The organism is Mesorhizobium sp. M0751 (assembly GCF_040320265.1).
Taxonomy (GTDB): Bacteria; Pseudomonadota; Alphaproteobacteria; order Rhizobiales; family Rhizobiaceae; genus Mesorhizobium.
Window position 1 is genome coordinate 266002 of sequence record NZ_JAMYPH010000002.1, and the last position, 25553, is coordinate 291554.

The window sequence follows — 25553 nt, forward strand, 5'->3', positions numbered from 1 at the left end:
GATGTCTGTCTGTTACAGTTTTCATAGGATGAAGTCTTTCTGGCCCCGCTTGGTATTTTTCATCTTATTGATCGGCCTGAGTTCTCCGGCCATGTCCGACGACATGGTTCTCAAGGGTCCGGCAGAAAGCTGGGTAAAGCAGCTTGATATTCCGCCTGCCGACCCCACCCGATCGGATCAAATCAAGAATGGCGTTTCATGGCTGCTCTCGGACGACCAGATCAAGCATCGTGCCGGCGGCTACATCGAGTACTCGCGCACGGTCTATAAGATCGTCGACCGTCCCGGCCTGGATCGTGGCGCGAGCATCGATCTGCAGTTCGATCCGTCCCGGCACAAGGTTACGCTCAACCATCTTCACATCATCCGCGATGGTGGCGTTCTGGACCGGCTGGAAGGCGTCCAATTCGATATCTTCCGCAGGGAAAGAGACGCCGAGAAAGGCGTCTTCGACGGCTGGCTGACAGCACATGTCAACATCGATGACGTGCGCGCCGGCGACATCGTCGATTACGGGTCGACCTACGAAGTAACGCCGCTCGTCGGCAAGGATCTTTTCTTCAAGAATTTCTCCACCGAATGGGAGGAGCCGGTAGCGCTTATCCGCACAAGCATCATTTGGCCTTCGGCCCAGCCGCTCGAGATCAAGACAAGGGGAACCCGTCTTAAGCCCTCAATCTCCCCGACTGGACCGGACACCACCTATCTATGGGAAATTCCAAACCCGAAACCGGTCAATGTCGAGGATAACCTGCCCGTGACCTATCCAGGCTGGGGCTCCATCGATGTCGCGTCTACCGCGAATTGGCAAAGTGTGGTCGATGCTGTTGCGCCCTATTACAAGCCAGCGACCGTTTTTCCCTCGGCTTTTGCCGCAAAGCTCGACGACATCGCTCTGCGGCATCCGGTGCCCGAAGACCGGATGGTCGAGGCAATGCGGTTGGTGCAGGACCAGATCCGCTATGTAAGCCTGTCGATGGGTGCCGGTTCCTACGTTCCGCGTGATCCCGCGACGGTTATCCTGAGCGGGTTCGGTGACTGCAAGGACAAGGCCCTGCTGCTGGTTTCGTCGCTTGTGCGGCTTGGCATTGCTGCCGAGGTCGCCTTGGCCGATCTCGACGAGGGAAGGGCCCTGGACCAGCATCTGCCGGCGCTTCGCGATTTCGACCATGCCATCGTCAAGGCAAGGATCGGAGCAAAGACATATTGGCTGGACGCCACGAACTATCTTCAGGGCGGCAGGGCGCACAATCTCGCACAGCCGGACTACGGCTTCGCGCTGCCGCTTTCCAGCACCGGCGGGTTGGAGAAGATGCCGAGCCCTGTACTCACCAGCCCATCGATCCAGATCGCCGAGGAATTCGACTTTCCGCCGAAACCGGGCGATCCCCTCGTGCTGACCGTCTTCTCGACATATGAGGACGCCGATGCCGATTGGATGCGCGGCAATTTTGCCAGCCGGTCGCTGAGCGAGGTGTCGGACGCCTACCTGAAATACTACAACAAGCAATATCCGGGCATCCAAACCATCGCCAAGCCGGAAATCGTGGATCGCCGCGATGGCAACATAGTGAGCGTGAAGGAAAGTTATCGCTTGCCGGCGGAGGCGCTGGCGGCCAACGATCTGGCAAAGAATTTCCCGATCCGCGCGGCCGATCTCGGCAACAGCTCTTTTCCAACCCCGACAATCGTCGACCGGACCGGGCCCGTCTCCCTCGGCCCCCAGTTCTACCGCCGCCACAAGGTGACCGTGCGCAACCTCAAGGCGAGATTTTCCGGCGAGTCGATGAAAAACGTCGTGACGCCCTATCTGTCTCTCAAGGCGTCCTGGTCCAACACGCCCACCGAATTTCAAGTTGAATGGAACTTTCAGACGCTGGCAACTGAAGTGCCGGCGAAGGCGATTGCCGATTATCTGAAAACCGTCGATGAGGTCGCAGACCAAATTCGCTGGCAGTACGATTTTACCTATGAAGAGCCGCCTGCCGATGTGCAGCTCAGCGATCCGGCAAAGGAGCAGCGACAGACCGTCGCCAGCATGCTCTTGTTGTCGTTGCTTGTCGGCGTTCCCCTGTTCATCGCCTATCGACGCGGCAAACGCCGAGCTTTCGGCAGCTGAAGAATCCCGCCGGCCCCGGGCAGACCCAGATCCCGAAAAGCGGATGCCGGTTTTCGGAAAAGATCACGGTCAAACAAGAAGATGAAGCCCGACCCCGATGAGATCGGGATGGAACAGGCTCCGACTCGGTAGCGATGCTACTCGGCCGCGCCCTTGAAAGCATTAGCCCCGGTATCGAACTGCAGCTTGGCCAACCGCGCATAGATGCCGCCCTTGGCGACCAGGCTCTGATGCGTGCCTTCCTCGACGATGCGGCCGCCATCCATGACCAGGATGCGATCGGCCTTCAGCACGGTTGCCAGCCGATGGGCGATGACGATCGTGGTGCGGCCCTGCATCAGCCGGTCCAGCGCCGTCTGCACCAGCGTCTCGCTTTCGGCATCGAGCGCCGAGGTCGCCTCGTCGAGCAACAGGATAGGCGCATCGCGCAAAATGGCGCGGGCGATCGCCACGCGCTGGCGCTGGCCGCCCGACAGCGTCACGCCGCGCTCGCCGACCTGGCTATCATAGCCCTTTTCGAGTTTCAGGATGAACTCGTCGGCAAGCGCGTCCTTCGCCGCCGCCTCGATCTCGGCCTGGCTGGCGCCAGGCCGGCCAAAGCCGATATTGTCGCGCGCGCTCGCGGCAAAAATGGTGACATCCTGCGGCACGATGGCGATGCGCGCGCGGATCGCGGCCGGATCGGCCTCGCGCAGATCGATCCCGTCGATGACGATCCTGCCGGCCTCCGGATCGTAGAAGCGCAGAAGCAGCGAAAACACCGTACTCTTGCCGGCGCCGGAAGGCCCGACGATCGCCAGCGTCTCGCCGGGTTTGACCTGAAAGCTCAGACCATGGACGGCGGAACGGTCGGGCCGGGCCGGATAGGAGAAGGAGACATCGTCGAAGCTGATCGCGCCTCTCGCCTTTGCCGGCAGCGGCTTCGGATCGGCGGGCGCCTGGATCGCGGGTTTCTCGGCCAGGATCTCGGTCAGCCGTTCGGCAGCGCCCGCTGCCTGGGACAGTTCGCCCCAGACCTCCGACAAGGCGCCGAGCGCGCCGGCGGCGAACACCGAATAGAGCAGGAATTGGCCAAGCGTGCCCGGCGACAGCGTGCTGTCGAGCACGTCGCGCGAACCGAACCACAGCACCGCCACGACTGAGGAAAAGATCATGAAAATGGCGAAGAAGGTGAGAAAGGAGCGGGCAAAGATCGAGGCCCGCGCCGCTTCGAACGCTGCTTCCACGGCGGATGAAAAATACCCGGTTACAAGCTTCTCGTTGGTGAAGGCCTGCAGCGTGCGCACCGCGCCGATCTGCTCGCTGGCATAGGCGGTGGCATTGGCCAGTGTATCCTGCGCCAGCCGTGACTTGCGCCGCACCGAGCGGCCGAAGGCGACCAGCGGCAGCACGATTAGCGGAATGGCCGCGATGACCAGGCCGGACAGTTTTGGGCTGGTGAAGACCATCATCGCCACGGCGCCGAGGCCGAGGATGACGTTGCGCAAAGCCACCGAGGCGGTGGCACCGACGGCGGATTTGACCTGTGTCGTATCGGCGGCGAGCCGCGAGACGATCTCGCCCGACTGGGCCGTGTCGAAGAAGGAGGGCGACAGCGTAGTGACGTGGGCAAAGACATCGCGGCGGATATCGGCAACGACGCGCTCGCCGAGCGTGATGACGAAATAGTAGCGGCTGGCAGACGCCGCCGCCAGCACGGCGGCCATCACCACCAGCATGGCGAAATATTCGGCAATGAAGCTGGAATCGGAAGCGGAAAAGCCGTGATCGATCATCCGCCGCACGGCCAGCGGCAGCGCCAGTGTCGTCGCCGCAGCGACGGCTAGCGAGATGATCGCGCCGATGACCATTTTGCGGTAATGGGTGATGTAGGGAAACAGGCGCTGCAGCGGCCTCAGCGAGCGCCTGCGCTCGTCTGCATCGCCGCTGATGTTCGCCATGACCGTTTCCTTTGGCCCTTTGAGGTTTGCGCCATCAATATGCGCTCGCCGCGGCCTTGTGATTCAATTCCGGCTGATGTATAGGCTCGCCGACCGTTTTAGAAGCCGTGGCTCCTCAATAGCTGCGGCTTCGAGTTTTAAAAAGGGGCGCATCGACGCAGGCTTCAGCCCGTCGGCAGCACCCGGCAAGCCAGGAACAGACCCATGAAGACCGATATCCATCCCGACTACCACACCATCAAGGTCGTCATGACCGACGGCACCGAATACATGACCCGTTCGACCTGGGGCAAGGAAGGCGATACGATGAACCTCGATATCGACCCGACTACCCACCCGGCCTGGACCGGCGGCCAGCAGACCCTGCTCGACCGCGGTGGCCGCCTGTCGAAGTTCAAGAAGCGCTTCGAAGGTTTCGGCCTTTAAGCCGCAGGCCCGTCGCATCAGAAAAAACCCGCCCTTGTGGCGGGTTTTTTCTTGACCTTTAATGCGTTGCGGAACGCATCCGGCAGGGAGGGCGACATGGCTATTCTCGAAGATGAGCGATGTTCCAACCTCATGGGCGGATACAAGACCATTTATGATCCGCGACCGGCCTTGCAAGCGCTCGCCCTTCAGTACGGCAACAAGTCTATCTGGGATGAACTCTGGAATGAATTGCATCACCAGGGAGATGTCGGAGACGCATCTTACGCAGCAGTTGTTGAAATCGCTCACATCTCCGAAGGCCACGCCCCCGCCTATTGGGGAGCCTACGGTCTGGCTGCCACCATCGAAGAGGCTCGACTGGTCGACGGTCGAAACCCGCCAATTCCGGATTGGATCGAACCGCACTACAAGCTTGCCTGGCAGACTCTTTTCCAGTTGGCTTTGCGGGATCTGGCACTTTCGGCGGATGACGAGACCATTAGCTGCGCATTGGCCGTTGTCGCCCTTCATCGAGGCCGGCTCAACCTCGGCCGAATGGCGATGTGCACGGAGGATGAACGTGCGGAAATGCTGCGGGATTACTTCGGCCGCTAGCGTACAGCTTTATTCGCCGAGCAACTCCCTGAGCGCCATCCGCTTGTACGCCGCAACCAGCCGGTCGCCTTCCTGCCGCCCGACCGAGATCGCCAGCCGCATTGCGGCCTCGCCCATCTGCCAGATGAGAAATGCCGTCGTTTCCAGTGCTTCCGGATCGGCGGACGACCGCAACCGCTTCAGCACGGCAGTGAGGAATTCGGCATTGGCCCGGCTGTCGGCGAGCTCAAGTTCGCGCAACGCCTTGTCGGCCTGCGTGCCCGACCAGATGTCGCGCATCACCGGCTCCGCCAGGAACATTCCGTAGTAGATATCCACCAGTTCCGAAAATGCCCGGCGCAGGCCTTCGGCATCATTGACCTCGGCCAGTGCTGCCGCAATGCAGGCCTGGCTTTCGGCGGTGTAGCGTTCGGCCAGCGCCCAGATGATCGCCCGCTTGTCCGGGAAGAACTGGTAGAGCGAGCCGATCGACACGCCGGCCCTCTCTGCAACCTCGCCCATGCGCATCGCATCGCTGCCTTGCTCGGCGATCAGCGCCGAGGCGGCGGCCAACATGCGCTCGACCCGCTCGCGGCTGCGCTGCTGGCTCGGCGCCCGGCGCGGCGATGCGATCTGGCCGTCCTGTGAATCCGATACGGCAGAGCCTTCCATCACTGTCTCCAGACGAACAATCAACAAATTTGCTTGACTCGCAAAATACGAGGGTTTATCACGTTTTGCAAATGTGAGGACTACTCACATTTTCAAACTGAGGAAAATCGACATGAACCCTACTGTAACGAAACCAATTTTGATCGTCGGCGGCACCGGCAAGACCGGCCGCCGTCTCGCCGGGCGGCTGACGGCGCGGGGCCTGCCCGTGCAGATCGGCTCGCGCTCGGGTACGCCACCCTTCGACTGGGAAAATGACACGACCTGGGAACCCGCGCTTGATGGTGTCGGTGCCGTCTACATCAGCTACTATCCTGATCTTGCGGTGCCCGGCGCGGCCGACACGGTCGGCGCCTTCTCTCGTCTTGCCGTGGAGTGTGGTGTGCGCCGGCTGGTCCTGCTGTCGGGGCGCGGCGAAACGGAAGCACAGCGCGCCGAAGAGATGCTCAAAGCTTCAGGCGCCGATTGGACGATCCTGCGCTGCGCCTGGTTTTCCCAGAACTTCAGTGAAGGCTTTCTCGTGGATTCCCTGCGCGAGGGTGAGGTGGCATTGCCGGTGGGCAATGTCGGTGAGCCATTCGTCGATGCCGACGACATCGCCGATGCCGCGGCTACGGTGCTTACCCGCCAAGGCCATACCGGTCAGCTTTACGAGCTGACCGGGCCGCGGCTGCTGAGCTTCGCCGACGCGGTCGCCGAGATCGGCAGGGCGGCCGGCCGCAACATTCCCTTCAAGCAGATTTCACATACCGAGTTCACCGCCGCCATAGCCGAGCACGAGTTGCCGGCCGAGTTCGCCTGGCTGCTTAACGAGCTGTTCACCGAAGTGCTCGACGGCCGCAACGAGTCGCTGACCGACGGCGTCCAGCGCGTGCTCGGCCGCGCCCCAAAAGACTTTTCCGCCTACGCAACCGAAGCCGCCGCCACGGGCATCTGGAGGAACTGACATGATCATGAAACTGCTTCCCACCCTCACCTTCGTCGCTGCCATTGGCTCAGGCGTTGTCGGCGGCGTTTTCTTCGCCTTCTCCAACTTTGTCATGCCGGCGCTCGCCCGCTTGCCTGCCGGAGGCGGCATCGCGGCCATGAATTCGATCAACATCACCGTGATCACACCGGCTTTCATGACCGCGCTTTTCGGCACCGGGCTGGTCTGTCTTGTCCTTGCCGCCGGCGCTCTTATCGGCTGGAGCCAACCGGGTGCATTCTGGCTCCTCGCCGGCGCCCTGATCTACCTCGTCGGCAACCCGATCGTGACGATGATGTTCAACGTGCCGCTCAACAACGCCCTGGCGGCCCTGGATCCGGCAAGCGCCAACGGCGCCGCGGTATGGGCCACTTATCTCAGGGACTGGGTGATGTGGAACCACGTCCGCACCATCACCGCTATCGTGGCGCTGGGCTGCTTCATCTTGGCATGGCGGTGAATGCAGGACGGAAGTGTAAATGCCTTCAGGCAGGGTCTTTTGACTTATGGCCCTTGCGATCGGCATGGCCTAGATCGCGATCCGGATCGATGACGTCGCGAACCAGTTGCTTGAGCTTTGCAGCGTCCGGAAAACCGCCGTCACGCTTGCGGTCCCAGACCAGCGTGTCATTGCAGGAAATGGTGAAGATGCCGCCAGTGCCGGGCACCAGCGTCACTTCGCCGAGATCGGTGCCGAAGGTCGACAACAGCTCCTGCGCCATCCAGCCGGCCCTGAGCAGCCACAGGCACTGGGTGCAATAGGTGATGCGGACGGTGGGCGCCTGTTCGCTCATGCCGCACTGAGCTTCGCCAAGGTCTCCTCGTCGACCTCGAAGTTGGCGTAGACGCTCTGCACGTCGTCGTCGTCCTCGAGCGTCGCGACCAGCTTCATCAGCGATTGTGCCCGCTCCTCGTCGACCGCGATGCTGGTCTGCGGCTTCCAGATCGGCTTCACCGATTCAGCCTCGCCGAGCGCGCCTTCCAGCGCCTTCGATACTTCGCCGAGATTCTCGAAGGCGCAATAGATCGTGTGGCCTTCCTCGTCCGACTGGACATCGTCGGCGCCGGCCTCGATCGCTGCGTCCATCACCTTCTCGGCGCTGCCGGCCGATGCCGGATAGTAGATCTCGCCGACGCGGTCCCACATGAACGAAACCGAGCCGGTCTCGCCCATCGCCCCGCCGGCCTTGGTGAAGGCGGCGCGCACATTCGACGCCGAGCGGTTGCGGTTGTCGGTCAGCGCCTCGACGATCAGCGCGACGCCGCCCGGCCCGTAACCCTCGTAGCGAACGGCTTCGTAGGTCTCGGCATCGCCCATCGACGCCTTGTTGATGGCGCGCTGGATATTGTCCTTCGGCATCGACACCGCCTTGGCGTTCTGCACCGCAAGGCGCAGGCGCGGATTCATCGACGGATCGGGCGTGCCGCTCTTGGCGGCGACGGTGATTTCGCGCGCCAGCTTGGAAAACATTTTCGACCGCACCGCATCCTGGCGGCCCTTGCGGTGCATGATGTTCTTGAACTGCGAATGGCCAGCCATGGCACCCCTGTCGTCTTCTCGGCTAGAGCATCTGCCGCCTGGTGAACCACCCGGCATCTTGCAAAATGCTCGAATTCAAAATTTCAGAACGTCCTGCTGCGTCCTGACGGACGGACGGCGCTCTCTGTCGGAATGGCCGGCTTATAGATAAATCGGCTCAATTCGTCCAGCCGCGCCAGTGCTGCCGGCACGCAAGGGTTTCTAGAACCGAAAATCGGTAGGCTTCGGCAACCATTCATCCCTCAAGATCGGATTTCAGCCGGTCGAGGATGCTGATCGCGTGCGTGGCATATTGGCTGATCCAGCGGTCGTGGATGTGCTTGATCGGCAGCGCGTTGAGATGGTTCCAGCGCTCGCGCCCCTCGCGCCGCGCCACCACCAGGTTGGCCTCCTCCAGCACCTTCAGATGCAGCATGACCGTGCAGCGGTCCATATCGGGGAAGGCATCGCACAACATGCCGGTGGTCTGCGGCGCATCCTTCAGCCGGTCCAGCAACGCACGCCGGCGCGGATGCGCCAGCGCCTTGAAAACATTGTCGTCTCGCGATTGGCTTGACATGTTATGTTTCTATAACATATCGTTGAGCCATTCAAGGAAGGAGCTGTGGATATGTCTCTTGGATTCAGGGTTTCGGGCCGCATCGGCAAACCGGTCGCCGAAGTCTTCGATGCTGTCGTCAATCCGAAGAAGCTCAGCGGCTATTTCACCACCATCGGCGGCGCCAGCGCACCGCTGGTGGCGGGCGCCGGCGTCGTCTGGTGGGGCAAGGTCCCGGTCGAGGTCGACGAGGTGAAGAAAGACAGCCGCATCGTGCTGCGCTGGGATGCCACCGGCGGCGACGGCAAGCCAGCCTACAAGACCCGCATCGAGATGAATTTCGAACCGCTCGACGACGGCGGCACCTTCGTCACCATCGCCGAGACCGGCTGGCACGAGGACGCGGTCGGCCTGAAGAAGTCCTACCTCAATTGCGAGGGCTGGTCGCAGATGCTGGCCTGCATGAAGGCCTATGTCGAATACGGCATCAATCTGCGCGACGGCTATTACCGCAGCGAGATGAAGGGCGAGCCGGCCAACGAGAACAACATCTGAAAAACCACCAAGATGACGGAGGCCTGCGATGAAGCAAGTGACGCCATTTCTGATGTTCGAGGGCAAGGCCGAAGAGGCAATGACCTTCTATTGCGAGACGATCCCCGACAGCAACGTCCTTGACGTCACGCGTTACGGCTCCGGCGAAGGCGGCCCGGAAGGAACGGTCAAGCTGGCGCGCGTGTCCATAAGCGGTCTGGAAGTGATGGTCTACAACAGCCCCGTGCACCATGCCTTCACGTTCACGCCGTCGGTCTCGCTGTATGTGGATTGCTCCACGGAGGCAGAGCTGAACGGCATTGTCGAGGCGCTGGCCAAGGACGGCAAATTTCTGATGCCGCTGGACAATTATGGTTTCAGCCGCCGGTTTGCATGGCTCAACGACAGGTTCGGAGTCTCCTGGCAAATCAATTTGGCATAGCGAGTTCTGGACCGAGCCGGCCAATCGAACCTGAACACGGCAATGGAGCCCGCAAATGACCCCGAAGATCACCGGCGGCGTCAACATCGCCATGAAAGTCCCGCCGCATCAATACCAGGCAACGATCGCCTTCTATCGCGACGTCGTCGGCCTGAAGCCATTCACGGCCAAGGCGCCGGCCGTTGGCTTCGAACTCGGTCCCAATCGGCTGTGGATCGACGAGGCGCCGATGATGAGCCAGGCCGAGATCTGGCTGGAGCTGTTCACCGATGATTTTCCGGCCGCTGCGGAGCATCTCGCCAAGGCCGGCGTCGTGCGCTGCGACGCCATCGAGGCACTCGGTGACGGCTTCCGCGGCGGCTGGATTACCAATCCGGCCAACATCATTCACCTCGTGCGCGAGCCCGATGCCTGGTGAACAGGCCGCGGTGCCGTGGAAAGGAGGACGCTATGGAAATCCGCGAAACACCGATCGCCGAAGCCGGCATGCTGATCAGGCGGCCGGTCGCCGACGTATTCGAAGCCTTCGTCGATCCGGCGATCACGACAAAGTTCTGGTTCACCCATGGCAGCGACAGGTTGGACAGCGGCGAGGAAATCCGTTGGGAATGGCGGATGTACGGCGTCTCGACGACGGTCAATGTCAGCGAGATCGTCGAGAACAGGAAGATCGTCATGCAATGGAGCGATCCGCCGACCACGGTAGTGTGGACTTTCGCCGAGATGCCGGGCGGCACGACCTTTGTCGAGGTCCGCAATTTCGGCTTTGCCGGCAGCCCCGATGAGCAGGTCAAGCAGGCGATCGATTCGACAGGCGGTTTTGCGCTGGTGCTCGCCGGCGCCAAGGCGTGGCTGGAGCAAGGCCTGACGCTCAACCTGATCGGCGACCGCCATCCGAAGGGCCTACACTCGTCATCCTAGGGCGGAGCAAGGAGCGAAGCGACGCGCGTAGACCCTAGGATCCATGCCGCGACGCCGACGTATCGCCGCGCATCAGGATGAAACACCCAGAAGTCCGACGACTAACCGTTAGCCGCTACTCAATTCTGCAACGCTGCATTCTTCGGTATGGGTAGCGGCATGAATCCTAGGGTCTGCGCTCCGCTTCGCGTCGCTCCGCCCTAGGATGACGAGGTGATGTAAACATCAGTGCCCACCGCCCTTTGCCTTCTTCCGCCGCCGCGCCAGCATGTTGAGCCCTTCGACCAGTGCCGAAAAGCCCATGGCGGCGTAGATGTAGCCTTTCGGCACATGGTAACCCATGCCGTCGGCGATCAGCGTCATGCCGATCATCAGCAGGAAGCCGAGGGCCAGCATGACGATGCTGGGATTCCTGGCGATGAAATCGGCCAGCGGCCCGGCCGCCAGCATCATCACGCTCACCGCCACGATCACCGCGATGTACATGATCGCGATCTCGTCGGTCATGCCGACCGCGGTGATGATCGAGTCGATCGAGAAGACGAGGTCGAGCAGCAATATCTGGAAAATGGCGCCGGCCAGCGACAGCTGCAGTGTCTCGCCCATCATCGTGTCCTGGTGATCATCGAGATCGACCGTGTGGTGGATCTCCTTGGTCGCCTTCCAGACGAGGAACAGGCCGCCGGCGATTAGGATCAGGTCGCGCCATGAAAAGCCGTGGCCGAAGGCGGTGAATATCGGCGTCGTCAGCTGGACGATGATCGAGATGGTGGCCAGCAGGATCAGCCGCATCACCAGCGCGGCGGAGATGCCGAGCCGCCGGGCGCGGGCTCGCTGCGCTACCGGCAATTTGTTGGTCAAAATCGAGATGAAGATCAGATTGTCGATGCCGAGCACGACCTCCAGCACGATCAGCGTCAGCAGCGCGACCCATGCCGTCGGGTCGGAGACAAAGGCGAAATGCGGCGCCAGGAATTCGACTAGCTGCATGGAGGTCGTCCCCTCTACGATCTAGAGCAGTTTCGCCGGCAATTGGGTATTGTAAGCGTCCATATCAATGTCACGACCAGAAGGATGGAGCCGTTTCCTCCAGCCGCGGGCCGCGGCGAAACGGCGCGATGCGTTCGGTCAGGCCGCTACGGTCGGAAATGTCGACGCCGACGCCGCACAACGTCGCCGGTCCGGTCGACGCCTCGAAGCGGCCTTTCGGCACCTTGGACAAAAACCGGTTGAGCGGCTCCTCCTTGTCCATGCCGAGCGAGGAATCGTAATCGCCGCACATGCCGGCATCGGAAATATAACCGGTGCCGCCATTGAGGATCTGGTGATCGCCGGTCGGCTGATGCGTGTGGGTGCCGACAACAAGGCTGGCACGGCCGTCGACGAAATGGGCGAAGCACATTTTTTCCGAGGTCGCCTCGGCATGGAAATCGATGACGATCGCATCGGCCTGCTCACCAAGCGGACAAGCGGCAAGCTCGCGCTCGCCGGCCTGGAACGGATCGTCGAGCTCGGGATGCATGAACACCCGGCCCATGATGTTGGCGACCAGCACGCGCGCGCCGTTCCTGGCGATGTAGACGCCTGAGCCGCGCCCCGGCGTACCCTTGGGGAAATTGGACGGACGCAGGAAGCGCTCTTCGCGCGGCGCGAAAATCAGCGCATCGCGCTGGTCCCAGACATGGTTGCCAGTGGTGACGACATCGGCGCCGGCCGAGATCGTCTCGCGAAAAATCTCCTCGGTGATGCCGAAGCCGCCGGCGGCGTTCTCGCCATTGACGATGACGAAGTCGAGTTTGAAATCCGAGATCAGGCCGGGCAGTTGTTCCCACACCGCCGTACGTCCTGTCTTGCCGACCATGTCGCCGAGGAAGAGAAGTCTCATATAAGCGTGATCCCGAACCGAAGGTCAGCGAAGCAAAAAGCTGCATGACTTTCGGAAAAGATCATGCGTCCAGGAACTTATCTACAATTTCGGCGCGAACCGGCGCAACCCGCTCTCGGTGAGTATTTCCGGAATGATCATGTCATGCGGCTCGTCCGGCACCAGGGCCACCTCCTGGCAGTCGAAGGCAATGCCGATCAGCCGCGGCTGCTGCCCTTTGTCGGCCAGCCGCGCGATCGCCCGGTCGTAATAGCCGGCGCCGTAACCGATACGGTGGCCGCGCGTATCGAAGGCGGCAAGCGGCACCAGCATAATCTGCGGATCGAGCACCTCGGCTTCCTCATGCGGGCCGACGGTGCCGAAACCCATGTCGATCATCGGCGCGCCGCGTACCAGCTCGCGAAAAACGATGGTGGTCTTGTCGAGGATGGCCGGCAGGCAGAGCCTTGCGCCCTTCTCGCGCAAGGCAAACATCAGCGGCCGGACGTCGACTTCCGAGCGCATCGGCCAGAAGCCTGAGACGATCTGGCCCGGCTCGACCGTTAACCGGTCGCGCGCCGTCTCCGCCATTTCGAGTGCTGCCTCCACCCGCCAGAAAGGATCGAGCGCGTCGCGGCGCCCGAGGGCTTGGTTGCGGAGACTTTTTTTCAGGTCTTTTGGGGATGTCATGCGCCGACGATAGAAAAGGTCAGATTTGGATGGAGTTTTACGAGCGACATTTTGGAGGAGCGGCGCGAACTTTTCGTTCGTGAGAGCACCGCATAAAGCGGCGCGACGACAAGATCCGCCAGATGGCCTTTTCGATACCAGATGGCCTTTTCGACAGGTGACGATCCACACAACCGGTGGAGAGAGCGATCCCGGGAACCTACAAAGTAGGTGGGCGCCGTATGAGAAAACCCACGGGTCTTCCCAGGGACAGCTCCCTAGGGATCATTAAGGCCCCGGGGAAAATGTTCTCCTGCCGGGAAGCGCAGACCGCCTCCGCCAATATAGGCTGACGCCAGACCAAGCGCCAGAGAGGCGACATGTTTCGACGCTTAAATCGACGCAGAACCCCTCAATGAGGTCAGCGCCCGCAAGATCCCCGCTTTGCCAGCGGCGCCTTGCACAGCGAAGGCCGCGTCCTTAGGGTCGCGCGATGAACCCGGGAGCAAAAATGCGTTTCGAAGGCACGGCAGCCTATGTTGCCGACAAGGATCTGATGGTGGCAGTCAACGCGGCGATCGCGCTGGAGCGGCCATTGCTGGTCAAGGGCGAGCCCGGCACCGGCAAGACCGAACTTGCCCGTCAGGTGGCGGCAGCGCTCGGCCTGGATCTGATCGAATGGCATGTCAAATCGACCACACGGGCGCAGCAGGGTCTCTATGAATATGATGCCGTCTCGCGGCTGCGCGACAGCCAGCTCGGCGACGAGCGCTTCAACGACATTCGCAATTACATCAAGCGCGGCAAATTATGGGATGCCTTTGCCGCCGGCAAGAAAGTCGTGCTTCTGATCGACGAGATCGACAAGGCCGATATCGAGTTCCCCAACGATCTGTTGCAGGAACTGGATAGGATGGAGTTCTTTGTCTACGAGACCGGCGAGACCATCCGCGCCACCGTCCGGCCGATCATCATCATTACCTCCAATAACGAGAAAGAGCTGCCGGACGCCTTTCTGCGCCGCTGCTTCTTCCACTACATCCGCTTTCCCGACGTCGAGACGCTGCACAAGATCGTCGACGTGCACTATCCCGGCATCAAGCAGAACCTGGTGCGCGCCGCACTCACGCAATTCTACGAAATCCGCGACGTGCCGGGCCTGAAGAAGAAGCCGTCGACCTCCGAGGCACTCGACTGGATCCGCCTGCTGGTCGCCGACGACATCGCGCCCGAGGACCTGCGCGCCGACCCGAAAAACGCGCTGCCGAAACTGCATGGCGCGTTGCTGAAGAACGAACAGGACGTGCATCTGTTCGAGCGCCTGGCCTTCATGGCGAGACGGCAAGGGTGAAGGGCGGTCGACGAAAGCCGCCGGACAGCGCTTTCCCGTCGCTGGACCGTTGCCGCCGGCGAGGCGTGAAGGCAGCTTCGGGTTGCCGAGTTCAGAGGGAAATGAAATGACCGAGATCACCGTCCGCCCGCTTGCGCAATCCGACCATGCCGACTGGCGGCGTCTGTGGACCGCCTACCTCACCTTCTACGAAACCAAGCTGCCGGAAGAGGTTTACGCCGTCACCTGGAAACGGCTGTTCACGGCGGGCGAGTTCGAGCCGAAAGGCTTCATCGCTACCCTCGAAGGCAAGGCCGTCGGCCTGACGCACTATCTCTACCATCGCTCCAGCTGGTCGCAGATAAACAACTGTTACCTGCAGGACCTGTTCGCCGACCCCGATGTGCGCGGCAAGGGCGTCGGCGCCGCCCTGATCGAAGCGGTCAAGCAGGAAGCCGGCAAGATCGGCGTCAAGAACGTCTACTGGATGACCCACGAGACCAACACCACCGCACGCAAGCTCTACGATCACGTGGCGCGGCGCACGGGCTTCATCGAGTACGATCTGCTATGATGAGAGCGGTTGAAATACCTGAGGACGAGCTGAATGATCTGCTATTTCGGAATTCTGGATAGCGCCAATGACATCTGGGGAGTGCGGGTGCCCGATCTTCCCGGCTGCCACGGCGGCGGCGCAAGCCCCGAGGAAGCAATCGCCGACGCGACGTCCGCCACGCGCGAATGGGTCGAAGCACGCATTGCAAAGCACTTACCCATACCCAACCCAAGTACGGTAGCGGATTTACTGCGATCCCGCGAAATCGACAGTTCCGGGGGTGAATCCGTCGTGATCGTGAGGCCATGATCGTGAGGCACAGATAGCAATTGTTCATCCCCTTCTTCCTCGAACTGAAGGCAGCGCGGGTTCCGGTCTCGCTCCGCGAATATCTGTCGCTGCTGGAGGGGTTGGAAGCCGGGCTGGTCGACTATGATGTCCAGGGCTTTTACTATCTCGCCCGCGCCGCGCTGGTGAAGGACGAGCGCCACATCGACCGCTTCGACCAGGTCTTTTCGCACATCTTCAAAGGTGTCGAGGCGCTGGCCGGCGAAGACCCGGTCGATGTCGCAAATATCCCGGAGGAGTGGCTGCGGAGGCTCGCCGAAAAGCACCTGACCGACGAGGAGAAGAAGCTGGTCGAGGCGCTGGGCGGCTTCGAAAAGCTGATGGAGACTCTGAAGAAGCGGTTGGAGGAGCAAAAGGGCCGGCATCAGGGCGGTTCGAAATGGATCGGCACCGGCGGCACCTCGCCCTTCGGTGCCTATGGCTACAATCCCGAAGGCGTGCGCATCGGCCAGCACGAAAGCCGCAACCGCCGCGCGGTAAAAGTCTGGGACAAACGCGAGTTCAGGAATTTCGACGATGCCGTCGAACTCGGCACCCGCAACATCAAGGTCGCGCTGAAGCGGTTGCGCCGCTGGGTGCGCGAAGGCGCCGAAGAGGAATTCGACCTGCCCGGCACCATCCACGCTACCGCCGAGCACGGTTATCTTGACGTTAAGACACAACCCGAGCGTCGCAATGCCGTGAAGCTGCTGATGTTCTTCGATGTCGGCGGCTCGATGGACGACCATATCAGGAGTGTCGAGGAGCTGTTTTCGGCCGCCCGCGCCGAGTTCCGCCAGCTCGAGTATTTCTATTTCCACAACTGCCTCTACGAAGGGGTGTGGAGGGACAATCGCCGCCGCCATGCCGAGGTGATTCCGACCTTCGACCTCCTCCATAAATATGGCCCCGACTACAAGGTGATCGTCGTCGGCGACGCCTCGATGAGCCCCTATGAGATCGCCCAACCCGGCGGCTCGGTCGAGCACTGGAACAAGGAGGCCGGCGCCGTCTGGCTCGGCCGGTTGCTGCAGCAATGGCCAAACGCGGTATGGCTCAACCCCGAAGCCGTGAAAAACTGGGGTTTTACCCATTCGATCGCCATGATCCGCGATATCTTTGGCGGCCGCATGTTTCCGCTGACGCTCGCCGGCCTCGAAGCCGCGACGAAGCAACTTTCAAGGAAGCACTGAATGGATGCACGCAAAACAGGATGGTCGACCTGTTTCCTTTGCCTGCAATGCGGTGTCCAGTTCGCGGCGACAGCGACGCCGCCGCAACATTGCCCGATCTGCGAGGACGAGCGGCAATATGTGCGCTGGGAGGGCCAGGCCTGGATCACGCCGGAAGAGCTCGCCGCCGGGCATCGGATCGTGATCAAGGAGGATGCCGGCGTGCTCGCCTTCGGCATCGAGCCGCGCTTCGCCATCGGCCAGCGGGCGTTGCTGGCGCAAACACCGCACGGCAATGTGCTGTGGGACTGCATCTCGATGGTCAGCGACGAGGCGGTGGCGGAGATCAACCGCCGGGGCGGCCTGGCGGCAATCGCCATTTCGCACTGCCATTATTATTCGGCAATGGTCGAATGGAGCGAGGCGTTTGGCGACGTGCCGATTTATCTGCACGCCGATGATCGTCAGTGGATCATGCGGCCGCATCCGGCGATCATCGGCTGGGAAGGCGAGATGCGCGCCATAAACCCGTCGCTGACGCTCATCCGCTGCGGCGGCCACTTTGCCGGCGGCCAGGTGCTGCACTGGAGGCGCGACGGCGGCAATGCCATCCTGGCCGGCGACATCCTGCAGGTGACGCCGACGCGCCGTCATGTCAGCTTCATGTACAGCTATCCGAACTACATCCCGCTCAACGCGACGAAAGTGCTCGCCATCAAGGCTGCGCTGGAGCCTTTCGCATTCGACCATATCTACGGCGCATGGTGGAACCAGAACGTCATCGGAGATGCAAAGGCGGCATTTTCAGCATCGGTCGCGCGCTATCTCGCTGCCATCGCCTGAGGAATTCTTCGCAACAGGATTGGAAATATGGGCAAACGCCGTAACAAATGCCTATTTCAGGCGAAGTTGGGAAGGCAACCCAAATAGCGACATAAGCTAAGAGGAAAAAATGGACAGCCACACCTACCCCGTTACCCGCACAGATGCCGAATGGCGCGCCCGGCTGACGCCCGAGCAATATGCGGTGATGCGCAACCACGGCACCGAGCGGCCGGGAAGCTGCGCGCTGCTGCACGAGAAGCGCGCCGGCACCTTCTCCTGCGTCGGCTGCGACCAGCCCTTGTTTGAATCCAAGCTGAAATTCGAAAGCGGCACCGGTTGGCCGAGCTTCAACGACCCGGTTCCGGGTTCGGTCGAGACCACCGTCGACCGCAGCTACGGCATGGTCCGCACCGAGTGCCATTGCGCCCGCTGCGGCAGCCATCTCGGCCACGTCTTCGACGACGGCCCGCCGCCAACCGGTCTGCGCTATTGCATCAACGGCGTGGCGCTCAAATTCGAGCCGGCCGCCTGATCGTCAGGCCACGACCACCAGGATCAGCCACAATGTGGCGCCAAGCGTCATCAGCGTGGCCTTGGCGCCACTCGATTTTCCGGCAGTTCGCCAAACGGCAAAGGTCAGGAAGATATTGTAGGGTACCGGCGCGAAATGCACCGCCAGGACCAGCGCAAGCGGCAGTTTCAGCCCGAGCAGAATGAGTGCCGCCACCGACGACGCGACATTGATCGCTGTGCCGACAATGACCAGGTCGCGCCAGAACAGCCGATCGAGCGGCACGTCGCCCAGCCAGCGTGAGCGGAAGAAAGCGGCAACGCGCGACATGATCGTCATCGATCCACCGGCTCCCTCGCCCTGCTCACCAGAGCAACCCTTTCATAAGGATTGCGTCTGGAACCCTGCTTTATTCCTGACCCAGAACTTCGGCAATCGCGCGCTCGAAACGTGAGGCTTCCGTCACCAGCCAGTCGGTCATCGCCGGCCAATTGTCCTCGGCAAAACAATTCACCCGCCACATCGAATTGATGCCGAGGCCGTCGCAACTTTGTTCTGGCCTGAGCTTCAGCCTGTCTTCGATGGCCGGCTGGAACGGCTTCAACCGCGACCAGGCTTGCGTGGCACCGAATTTCTCGTTGCGGCCGAAGAAGACGCCGACATGATTCTGCGCGGGCGCGACATACATTGAAAGGACCAATGCGAAGTCGGGCAGCCCACGCTGCCAGAACCACGGTCCGCGCCTCGCCAGCAGGGCCCTTTCATCCGGATGCCGTTCCGCGAACAGCGTCCAGAAGCTGCGTTGGCGGAATTCAGAGGCGCGGCGGGCGCCAAAATCGAATTCGCTCATATTCGAACCGTCGAGGGGCGCCGCAACCGGCGCCCAAGGCTGTTACCGGCTTACACCATGCCGAGCGCGGCCTTGTACAGATCGAGAATGGATTCCTCTTCCTGCCGCTCGGCCTGGTCCTTCTTGCGCAGCCGGATGATCGATCGCATCGCCTTGGTGTCGAAGCCGGTGCCCTTGGCCTCTGCGAACACTTCCTTGATGTCGTCGGCAATCGTCTTCTTCTCTTCCTCGAGCCGCTCGATGCGTTCGATGAAGGCGCGCAACTGGCCGGCGGCAACAGTCTGGCTGGTCTCGGTGATGTCGTCGGCCATAGTCTTCTCTCCGCGTCGTTTTCTCGCCGCGACTCGGGGGGGCCCGAGCGGCGAATTGCAGCGGTTCGATGCCCGACAGGGCGCGGCGGGTCAAGGTGCTATCGATGCGGCATGAAGGGCAACGCTTCAGGTTTGAATTTGCATCATCTTGCCAGGCGTCGGCGCTGCCCCTCACCTGCCTGCCGGCATCCTCTCCCCGTATAGTGACGGGGAGAGGGGCGCTCTCATTGATGATTTCGCCAATTTTCAGCGTTGCAAATAAGCGCTGATTTTTGGCGCTCAGCCCCTTCTCCCCGTCACTATACGGGGAGAAGGTGCCGGCAGGCGGATGAGGGGCGGCGCCAAGGTCGGCAATTGTCCTGAAGCGATTACTCTGGATATCCGACGAAGGGCAACTCACCTTACCCGAACGCGATCAGCAGATCCTTGGCATCGATCTGGTCGCCGGCCTTGACCAGCACCTCGGCTATGGTGCCGTCGCGTTCGGCATGCAACGCCGTTTCCATTTTCATCGCTTCGATCGACAGCAGCACGTCACCAGCCTTCACCGCCTGGCCGGCAGCGACCGCAAGCGCCGAAACGACGCCAGGCATCGGCGCGCCGACATGCGCCTCATTGCCCGGCTCCGCCTTGCGCCGCGCCTTGGCGGCAGACGCGCCATGCGCCCGGTCCGGCACCTTCACCCGGCGCGGCTGGCCGTTGAGCTCGAAGAACACGGTGACCATGCCCTTTTCGTCGACATCGCCCAGGGCAAGGCAGCGCACCACCAGCGTCTTGCCTTTTTCGATATCGACGAAAATCTCGTCTTCCGGCTTCATGCCGTAGAAATAGGTCGGCGTCGGCAGCACGCTGACCGGCCCGTAGGTCTCCTGCGCGGCGGCAAAATCGGAAAACACCTTCGGATACATCAGCCACGACGCGAACTCGAACTCGCTGAGCTTGCGCTCGAGCTTTTCCTCGACCTCCGTGCGACTGGCCTTGAGGTCCGCCGGTTTGAGCAGCGAACCCGGCCGCACCGTGATCGGCTTTTCGCCCTTGAGCACCTTCTTCTGCAATGGCTTTGGCCAGCCGCCCGGCGACTGGCCGAGATCGCCGCGCAACATCGACACCACCGAATCCGGGAAGGCGATGTCCCTCGCCGGATTTTCGACGTCGGCGACGGTCAGGTCCTGGCTGACCATCATCAGCGCCATGTCGCCGACGACCTTGGACGACGGCGTCACCTTGACGATGTCGCCGAACATCAGATTGACGTCGTGATAGGTCTGCGCCACTTCGTGCCAGCGCGTCTCCAGCCCGAGCGAGCGCGCCTGTTCCTTGAGGTTGGTGAACTGCCCGCCCGGCATTTCGTGCAGATAGACCTCCGATGCCGGCCCCTTCAGGTCGCTTTCAAAGGCGGCGTATTGGTTGCGCACCGCCTCCCAGTAGAACGAGATGTTCCTGATCCATTGCGGGTCGAGGCCCGGGTCGCGCTCGGTGCCTTTCAGCGCCTCGACGATCGAACCCAGGCACGGCTGCGAGGTGTTGCCCGATAGCGAATCCATCGCCGCGTCAATGGCGTCGACGCCGCTCTCCACCGCCGCCAGCACGGTTGCCGCCGACAGGCCGGATGTGTCGTGGGTGTGGAAGTGGATCGGCAGGTCCGTCGCCTCGCGCAGTGCCTTGAACAGCACGCGGGCCGCCGCCGGTTTCAAAAGCCCGGCCATATCCTTGACGGCGATGATATGGGCGCCTGCCGCCTGCAATTCCCTGGCCAGGCCGACATAGTATTTCAGATCGTATTTGGCCCGCGCCGGATCGAGTATGTCGCCGGTATAACAGATAGCCGCTTCGATCAGTCTGCCCTCGGCGCCGACCGCATCCATGGCGACGCGCATGTTGTCGACCCAATTCAGGCAATCGAAGACCCGGAACAGGTCGATGCCGCCGGCAGCGGCCTGGCGGACGAAATGCTGGACGACATTGTCGGGATAGTTGGTATAGCCAACGCCGTTGGCGCCGCGCAGGAGCATCTGCAGCAGAAGGTTGGGTGCTGCCTCGCGCACCAGCGACAGCCGCTCCCACGGGTCTTCGGTGAGAAAGCGCATGGCGACGTCGAATGTGGCGCCGCCCCAGCATTCGAGCGACAAAAGTTGAGGCAGAGCACGCGCATAGGTGCCGGCAATTCCGGCGATGTCATAGGTGCGCACACGCGTCGCCAGCAAGGATTGATGCCCGTCGCGCATTGTCGTGTCGGTGACCAGCACCTCTTTTTGTTCGCGCATCCACGCGGCGAATTTCTCCGGCCCGAGCACGTCGAGCTTCTGCTTGCTGCCTTGAGGCACATTGCCGTTGAGATATGGCACCACCGGCGGCGCCGCATCGGCCTTTGGCTGCGGCCGGCCGCGCGTCTCGGGATGACCATTGACCGAAACGTCGGCAAGATAGTTGAGCAGCTTGGTCGCGCGGTCCTGCCGCTTCACGCTGGCGAACAGTTCCGGCGTCGTGTCGATGAACTTGGTGGTGTAGGAATTGTCGGCGAAGCTCGGGTGATTGATGATCGCCTCGAGAAAGGTGAGGTTGGTCGCCACGCCGCGGATGCGGAATTCGCGCAGCGCCCGGTTCATGCGGGCGATGGTCTCGGCCGGCGTCGGCGCCCACGCCGTCACCTTTTCCAGCAGCGGATCGTAGAAGCGGGTGATGACCGCGCCCGAATAGGCGGTGCCGCCATCAAGGCGGATACCGAAGCCGGTGGCACCGCGATAGGCGGTGATGCGGCCATAGTCGGGGATGAAATTATGCTCGGGATCTTCCGTGGTGATGCGGCACTGCAGGGCGTGACCGTTGAGCCTGATGTCCTTTTGCGCCGGCACGCCCGATTCCGCCGTGCCGATGGCAAAGCCGTCGAGGATATGAATCTGCGCCTTGACGATGTCGATGCCGGTCACCTGTTCGGTGACGGTGTGCTCGACCTGGATACGCGGATTGACCTCGATGAAATAGAATTTTCCGGTGTCTGCATCCTGCAGGAACTCGACCGTGCCGGCGCCGATATAGCTGGTTTCGTGCGCGATCCTCAGCGCGTAGCCGCAAAGCTCCTCGCGCTGTGGCATTTCAAGATACGGCGCCGGCGCCCGCTCGACCACTTTCTGGTTGCGGCGCTGGATCGAACAATCGCGCTCGAACAGGTGCACCGCGTTGCCATGCGTGTCGCCCAGCACCTGCACCTCGACATGGCGGGCGCGCTCGATCAGCTTTTCGAGATAGACCTCATCCTTGCCGAAAGCCGCCTTCGCCTCACGCTTGCCTTCCATCACCTCGCGGGCGAGATCGGCCTCGGAGCGGATGGCGCGCATGCCGCGGCCGCCGCCGCCCCAGGATGCCTTGAGCATTACCGGGTAGCCGATCGTCTTGGCGAGTTCCTTTACCGCCGCCATGTCGTCCGGCAGGGGATCGGTGGCGGGAATTACCGGCACGCCGACTTCGATCGCCAGATTGCGGGCGGCGACCTTGTTGCCCAGCCTGCGCATCGTATCCGGCTTTGGCCCGATGAAGATGATGCCGGCCTGCGCACAGGCTTCGGCGAACTCGGGGCTTTCGGATAGCAGCCCGTAGCCCGGATGGATGGCATCGGCGCCCGAAAGCCTGGCGACGCGGATAACCTCCTCGATCGACAGGTAGCTTTCGATCGGCCCCATATCCCGGGCCAGATGCGGCCCGCGCCCGACCTGGTAGCTTTCGTCGGCCTTGAAGCGATGCAGGGAGTATTTGTCCTCCTCTGCCCAGATCGCCACGGTTTTAAGGCCGAGCTCGTTGGCCGCGCGGAAGACGCGGATGGCTATTTCGGAGCGGTTGGCGACAAGGATCTTCGAGATTGCCAAGGACAGGGCTCCGGACGCGGGGAAGGGAACTGCCGGACATGATTAGCGCGAAAATGCTGCAGTGCAAACAAAATCGAAAAGAGGATTAAACCGATTTAGTTTGATCTATCGCGCTGACACATTGCGTGTCGATCCGAAGAACGCCTGGGCAGTTCCGATCCAGGCTTTCGGGAACTCTCATAAAAAAATGCCCGGCGCGCGGCGCCGGGCATTTTCATGTAGCAACGTCCGGTTATTTGCCGGGTGCGTTCTCGACATAGGTGTATTTGCCGTCGTCACCCTTCTTCCAGGTGTACATGACGTAGTCCGGACGGGTGATATCGCCCTTCGCGTCGTAGCCGATCTCGCCGATTGCGGTCTTCCAGGGGCCGGCCGACTTGATGGTCTCGGCTACCTTCTGAGCGTCATCGGCTGAACCGGTCTTGGTAATGGCGGCCGCGATGATTTCCATCGCTGCGTAGGAGTAGAGGGTGTAGGCCTCGGGCTCGAAGCCGGCCGCACGGAACTTCTCGACGAGTTCCTTGGCGTTCGGATTCTTGCGCGGATCCGGAGCGAACGTCATCAGCGTGCCCTCGACGGCGTCGCCCGCGATGGAGGCCAATTCGTTCGACACGATGCCGTCGCCGGACATGAAGGTTGCCTTGAGGCCCTGGTCGGCGAGCTGGCGTATGATCAGGCCGGCTTCGGTGTGCAGGCCGCCATAGTAGACGACCGTGACGCCCGCGTCCTTCATCTTGGCGATGAGGGCCGAGAAATCCTTGTCGCCGACATTGATGCCTTCATACATGGCCTCAGTCACGCCGTTGGCCGCGAGCGCCTTCTTGGTTTCGTCGGCGAGGCCCTGGCCATAAGGCGTCTTGTCATGGATGACAGCGATCTTGGCATCCTTGAAGTTCGCGGCGAGATAGTCGCCGGCGACCTTGCCCTGCTGATCGTCGCGTCCGCAGGTGCGGAAGGTGTTCCACATGCCACGTTCGGTGAACTTCGGATTGGTCGCGGCCGGCGTGATCTCAAGGATGCCGTTCTCGGCGTAGACTTCCGACGCCGGGATCGAGACGCCGGAGTTGAAGTGGCCATCGACGTACTTGACGCCGTCGGCGACGAACTTGTTGGCGACCGAGATGCCTTGCTTGGGATCGGAGACGTCGTCGCCGACTTCAAGCTTGAGCTGCTGGCCAAGAACGCCGCCCGCCGCATTGATATCGGCGACTGCCTGTTCGGCACCCTTCTGAAGCTGGGCGCCGAACGCTGCGTTCGGACCGGTGATCGGACCGGCAACGCCGATCAGGATGTCAGCCCACGCGTTGCCGCTGAACGCGACAAGCGCGGTCAGGGCGACGGCGGACAAAAGTGACTTTTTCATTGAAACGCTCCCATTTACCGAGTGGGCGTGGATGTTGCTTTCATGCGATGCCCACTCTTGCTCGCAGAAAGAGTACTTTGCCGATTTTCAGGCACTTGTCACGCCGATTCATCCCTGAAACGCCGTTAATGATAAATGTCAACCTTTTGGTTTCCAGCTCAAAAGAGAGGCTCTTTCGTAAAGCCAATTATACTGCGTTACCATCTGGTTGGTGCGCGTGTATTGGTAGCCAATGAAGCCCAATATCATCAGCACGATGGTATCGACCACGTAGTAATGCAGCGAAAACATCGTTCCGCCGAACAGCGCATGATGGATGAATCTTACGCCGATGCCGAGCCCCAGCATATAGGCGAATAGCTGGCCAAAGCTGCGCCATGTTTGGGCACACGCCTTGCCCGTCATCCAGGCCGCCCAGCCACCGAGCAGGCAGGTGACGAAGAAGAACTGCCAGATCGAGGGTTCCTCATAGAGAATGCCCTGCATGATGAAGACTCCTGAAACTCAGTGATGGCCGCCCTCGAGATAGGCGGCGCGCACTTCCGGATTGGCGAGCAGTTCCTTGCCGGTGCCGCTCATCGTCACATTGCCGTTGACCATGACATAGCCGCGCGTGGCGAGCTTCAGTGCGCCGAAGGCGTTCTGCTCGACCAGGAACACGGTCAATCCCTGCGTGCGGTTTAGCTCGCGAATGGCGTCGAAGATCTGCTTGACGATCAGCGGCGCCAGGCCTAGCGACGGCTCATCCAGCAAGAGCAGCTTCGGCCGTGCCATCAGCGCGCGGCCGATCGACAGCATCTGCTGCTCGCCGCCCGAAAGCGTGCCGCCACGTTGGCCGACGCGTTCCTTGAGCCGCGGGAACAGCGTGAAGACCCTCTCGACGTCCTCGTCGTAATGCTTGAGACCGTCGAGGCTGGCGCCCATCTGCAGGTTTTCCATCACCGTCATGCGCGGAAAGATGCGCCGGCCCTCCGGCGACTGCGCGATACGCATGCGCGCGATCTCGTGGGTCGGCATCTGGGTGATATCGGTGCCGGCGAAGGTGATCGTGCCGGCGCGAGCGCGCGGAGCACCGAAGATGGTCATCATCAGTGTGGACTTGCCGGCGCCGTTGGCGCCGATCAGCGCCACGATCTCGCCCTGTTTGACGGTGACGTCGACGCCGTTCAGCGCCCTGATGTTGCCGTAGTAGGTCTGGACGCCCTTGATATCGAGCAGCGTTGTGCCGGCCATTATTTCC

The 25553-nt window shown here is 61.7% G+C and carries 30 protein-coding genes and 1 other RNA gene; 15 read left to right on the plus strand and 16 right to left on the minus strand.

The genetic code is table 11. The features are described from left to right. Positions 1–91: 91 nt before the first annotated feature. A complete protein-coding gene (locus tag NKI19_RS03970) occupies positions 92–2119 on the plus strand; it encodes a DUF3857 domain-containing protein (RefSeq protein WP_352489243.1) in 2028 nt (675 codons plus the stop codon). A gap of 137 nt (positions 2120–2256) precedes the next feature. On the opposite strand, the gene NKI19_RS03975 is transcribed toward NKI19_RS03970, so the two are convergent. Next, positions 2257–4059, minus strand: a complete 1803-nt coding sequence (locus NKI19_RS03975; protein WP_352489242.1) for an ABC transporter transmembrane domain-containing protein — start codon at positions 4057–4059, stop codon at positions 2257–2259. Positions 4060–4263: 204 nt separating this feature from the next. Here NKI19_RS03975 and rpmE point away from each other — a divergent pair, with 204 nt between their 5' ends. Together rpmE and NKI19_RS03985 are read left to right on the plus strand one after the other, a co-directional pair. Beyond that, entirely contained in the window at positions 4264–4485 is a 222-nt protein-coding gene (rpmE, locus tag NKI19_RS03980; RefSeq protein WP_006327661.1) for a 50S ribosomal protein L31, read from the plus strand. Between the two features lie 96 nt (positions 4486–4581). Further along, positions 4582–5082 carry a hypothetical protein gene (locus NKI19_RS03985; RefSeq protein ID WP_352489241.1) on the plus strand — a complete coding sequence of 167 codons (501 nt, stop codon included), beginning with the start codon at positions 4582–4584 and terminating at the stop codon, positions 5080–5082. A 9-nt stretch (positions 5083–5091) separates the two neighbouring features. Here NKI19_RS03985 and NKI19_RS03990 read toward each other — a convergent pair whose 3' ends face one another. Beyond that, a complete protein-coding gene (locus NKI19_RS03990; protein ID WP_352489240.1) occupies positions 5092–5733 on the minus strand; it encodes a TetR/AcrR family transcriptional regulator in 642 nt (213 codons plus the stop codon). Positions 5734–5845: 112 nt separating this feature from the next. Here NKI19_RS03990 and NKI19_RS03995 point away from each other — a divergent pair, with 112 nt between their 5' ends. Further along, the gene (locus tag NKI19_RS03995; RefSeq protein WP_352564670.1) at positions 5846–6679 is read left to right on the plus strand and encodes a Rossmann-fold NAD(P)-binding domain-containing protein; all 834 of its coding nucleotides are present in this window, start codon (positions 5846–5848) and stop codon (positions 6677–6679) included. Position 6680: 1 nt separating this feature from the next. Further along, positions 6681–7160, plus strand: a complete 480-nt coding sequence (locus NKI19_RS04000; RefSeq protein ID WP_352489238.1) for an anthrone oxygenase family protein — start codon at positions 6681–6683, stop codon at positions 7158–7160. 25 nt (positions 7161–7185) lie between these two features. On the opposite strand, the gene NKI19_RS04005 is transcribed toward NKI19_RS04000, so the two are convergent. The 3 genes from NKI19_RS04005 to NKI19_RS04015 form a co-directional block, all read right to left on the minus strand. Continuing rightward, entirely contained in the window at positions 7186–7494 is a 309-nt protein-coding gene (locus tag NKI19_RS04005) for an Rdx family protein (RefSeq protein ID WP_352489237.1), read from the minus strand. Next, on the minus strand, positions 7491–8240 hold the full coding sequence (locus NKI19_RS04010) for a YebC/PmpR family DNA-binding transcriptional regulator (RefSeq protein WP_352489236.1): 750 nt from the start codon (positions 8238–8240) through the stop codon (positions 7491–7493). The genes NKI19_RS04005 and NKI19_RS04010 overlap by 4 nt, the downstream gene beginning before the upstream one ends. Before the next feature lie 235 nt (positions 8241–8475). After that, positions 8476–8799, minus strand: coding sequence for an ArsR/SmtB family transcription factor (locus tag NKI19_RS04015; protein WP_352489235.1), 324 nt, complete (start codon positions 8797–8799; stop codon positions 8476–8478). A gap of 51 nt (positions 8800–8850) precedes the next feature. Here NKI19_RS04015 and NKI19_RS04020 point away from each other — a divergent pair, with 51 nt between their 5' ends. From NKI19_RS04020 to NKI19_RS04035, 4 genes are read left to right on the plus strand one after another with little or no spacing between them, the layout of a single operon-like run. Further along, on the plus strand, positions 8851–9333 hold the full coding sequence (locus tag NKI19_RS04020) for an SRPBCC domain-containing protein (RefSeq protein ID WP_352489234.1): 483 nt from the start codon (positions 8851–8853) through the stop codon (positions 9331–9333). A gap of 28 nt (positions 9334–9361) precedes the next feature. Continuing rightward, a complete protein-coding gene (locus NKI19_RS04025) occupies positions 9362–9754 on the plus strand; it encodes a VOC family protein (protein ID WP_352489233.1) in 393 nt (130 codons plus the stop codon). A 55-nt stretch (positions 9755–9809) separates the two neighbouring features. After that, the gene (locus NKI19_RS04030) at positions 9810–10172 is read left to right on the plus strand and encodes a VOC family protein (protein WP_352489232.1); all 363 of its coding nucleotides are present in this window, start codon (positions 9810–9812) and stop codon (positions 10170–10172) included. A 32-nt stretch (positions 10173–10204) separates the two neighbouring features. After that, entirely contained in the window at positions 10205–10675 is a 471-nt protein-coding gene (locus NKI19_RS04035) for an SRPBCC family protein (protein WP_352489231.1), read from the plus strand. 225 nt (positions 10676–10900) lie between these two features. Here NKI19_RS04035 and NKI19_RS04040 read toward each other — a convergent pair whose 3' ends face one another. The 4 genes from NKI19_RS04040 to ssrS form a co-directional block, all read right to left on the minus strand. Then, positions 10901–11665: a TerC family protein gene (locus NKI19_RS04040; protein WP_023678035.1), complete on the minus strand. Its 765-nt coding sequence runs from the start codon at positions 11663–11665 to the stop codon at positions 10901–10903. A gap of 70 nt (positions 11666–11735) precedes the next feature. Then, on the minus strand, positions 11736–12560 hold the full coding sequence (locus NKI19_RS04045; protein ID WP_023678036.1) for a TIGR00282 family metallophosphoesterase: 825 nt from the start codon (positions 12558–12560) through the stop codon (positions 11736–11738). A gap of 81 nt (positions 12561–12641) precedes the next feature. After that, positions 12642–13229, minus strand: coding sequence for a 5-formyltetrahydrofolate cyclo-ligase (locus NKI19_RS04050; RefSeq protein WP_352489230.1), 588 nt, complete (start codon positions 13227–13229; stop codon positions 12642–12644). 158 nt (positions 13230–13387) lie between these two features. Next, positions 13388–13543: non-coding RNA, 6S RNA (gene ssrS / locus NKI19_RS04055), on the minus strand. Between the two features lie 176 nt (positions 13544–13719). Between ssrS and NKI19_RS04060 the strand changes: the two genes are divergently transcribed. From NKI19_RS04060 to msrB, 6 genes are all read left to right on the plus strand, one after another. Further along, complete coding sequence (locus NKI19_RS04060) at positions 13720–14559, plus strand: AAA family ATPase (RefSeq protein ID WP_352564672.1); 840 nt, start codon at positions 13720–13722, stop codon at positions 14557–14559. A gap of 106 nt (positions 14560–14665) precedes the next feature. After that, positions 14666–15112: a GNAT family N-acetyltransferase gene (locus tag NKI19_RS04065; protein ID WP_352564674.1), complete on the plus strand. Its 447-nt coding sequence runs from the start codon at positions 14666–14668 to the stop codon at positions 15110–15112. A 33-nt stretch (positions 15113–15145) separates the two neighbouring features. Next, on the plus strand, positions 15146–15403 hold the full coding sequence (locus NKI19_RS04070; RefSeq protein ID WP_352489227.1) for a type II toxin-antitoxin system HicB family antitoxin: 258 nt from the start codon (positions 15146–15148) through the stop codon (positions 15401–15403). Between the two features lie 20 nt (positions 15404–15423). After that, positions 15424–16614 carry a vWA domain-containing protein gene (locus tag NKI19_RS04075; RefSeq protein ID WP_352489226.1) on the plus strand — a complete coding sequence of 397 codons (1191 nt, stop codon included), beginning with the start codon at positions 15424–15426 and terminating at the stop codon, positions 16612–16614. After that, a complete protein-coding gene (locus NKI19_RS04080; protein WP_352489225.1) occupies positions 16615–17436 on the plus strand; it encodes an MBL fold metallo-hydrolase in 822 nt (273 codons plus the stop codon). It abuts the gene before it with no gap. 109 nt (positions 17437–17545) lie between these two features. Then, complete coding sequence (gene msrB / locus NKI19_RS04085) at positions 17546–17950, plus strand: peptide-methionine (R)-S-oxide reductase MsrB (protein ID WP_352489224.1); 405 nt, start codon at positions 17546–17548, stop codon at positions 17948–17950. 3 nt (positions 17951–17953) lie between these two features. On the opposite strand, the gene NKI19_RS04090 is transcribed toward msrB, so the two are convergent. The 7 genes from NKI19_RS04090 to NKI19_RS04120 all read right to left on the minus strand — a co-directional run bounded on the left by NKI19_RS04090 (position 17954) and on the right by NKI19_RS04120 (position 25546). After that, the gene (locus NKI19_RS04090) at positions 17954–18268 is read right to left on the minus strand and encodes a hypothetical protein (RefSeq protein WP_352489223.1); all 315 of its coding nucleotides are present in this window, start codon (positions 18266–18268) and stop codon (positions 17954–17956) included. Positions 18269–18338: 70 nt separating this feature from the next. Further along, a complete protein-coding gene (locus NKI19_RS04095) occupies positions 18339–18779 on the minus strand; it encodes a hypothetical protein (RefSeq protein WP_023719652.1) in 441 nt (146 codons plus the stop codon). Positions 18780–18829: 50 nt separating this feature from the next. Next, the gene (locus tag NKI19_RS04100) at positions 18830–19090 is read right to left on the minus strand and encodes a DUF2312 domain-containing protein (protein ID WP_023719653.1); all 261 of its coding nucleotides are present in this window, start codon (positions 19088–19090) and stop codon (positions 18830–18832) included. Positions 19091–19491: 401 nt separating this feature from the next. Beyond that, positions 19492–22950 (minus strand): pyruvate carboxylase, encoded by a 3459-nt coding sequence (gene pyc, locus NKI19_RS04105; RefSeq protein ID WP_352489222.1) that lies wholly within the window; start codon positions 22948–22950, stop codon positions 19492–19494. 232 nt (positions 22951–23182) lie between these two features. After that, the gene (locus NKI19_RS04110) at positions 23183–24313 is read right to left on the minus strand and encodes a branched-chain amino acid ABC transporter substrate-binding protein (protein WP_352489221.1); all 1131 of its coding nucleotides are present in this window, start codon (positions 24311–24313) and stop codon (positions 23183–23185) included. A 138-nt stretch (positions 24314–24451) separates the two neighbouring features. Beyond that, positions 24452–24799 (minus strand): DUF6867 family protein, encoded by a 348-nt coding sequence (locus NKI19_RS04115; protein WP_352489220.1) that lies wholly within the window; start codon positions 24797–24799, stop codon positions 24452–24454. Between the two features lie 18 nt (positions 24800–24817). Further along, the gene (locus tag NKI19_RS04120) at positions 24818–25546 is read right to left on the minus strand and encodes an ABC transporter ATP-binding protein (protein ID WP_254816420.1); all 729 of its coding nucleotides are present in this window, start codon (positions 25544–25546) and stop codon (positions 24818–24820) included. Positions 25547–25553 lie beyond the last annotated feature (7 nt).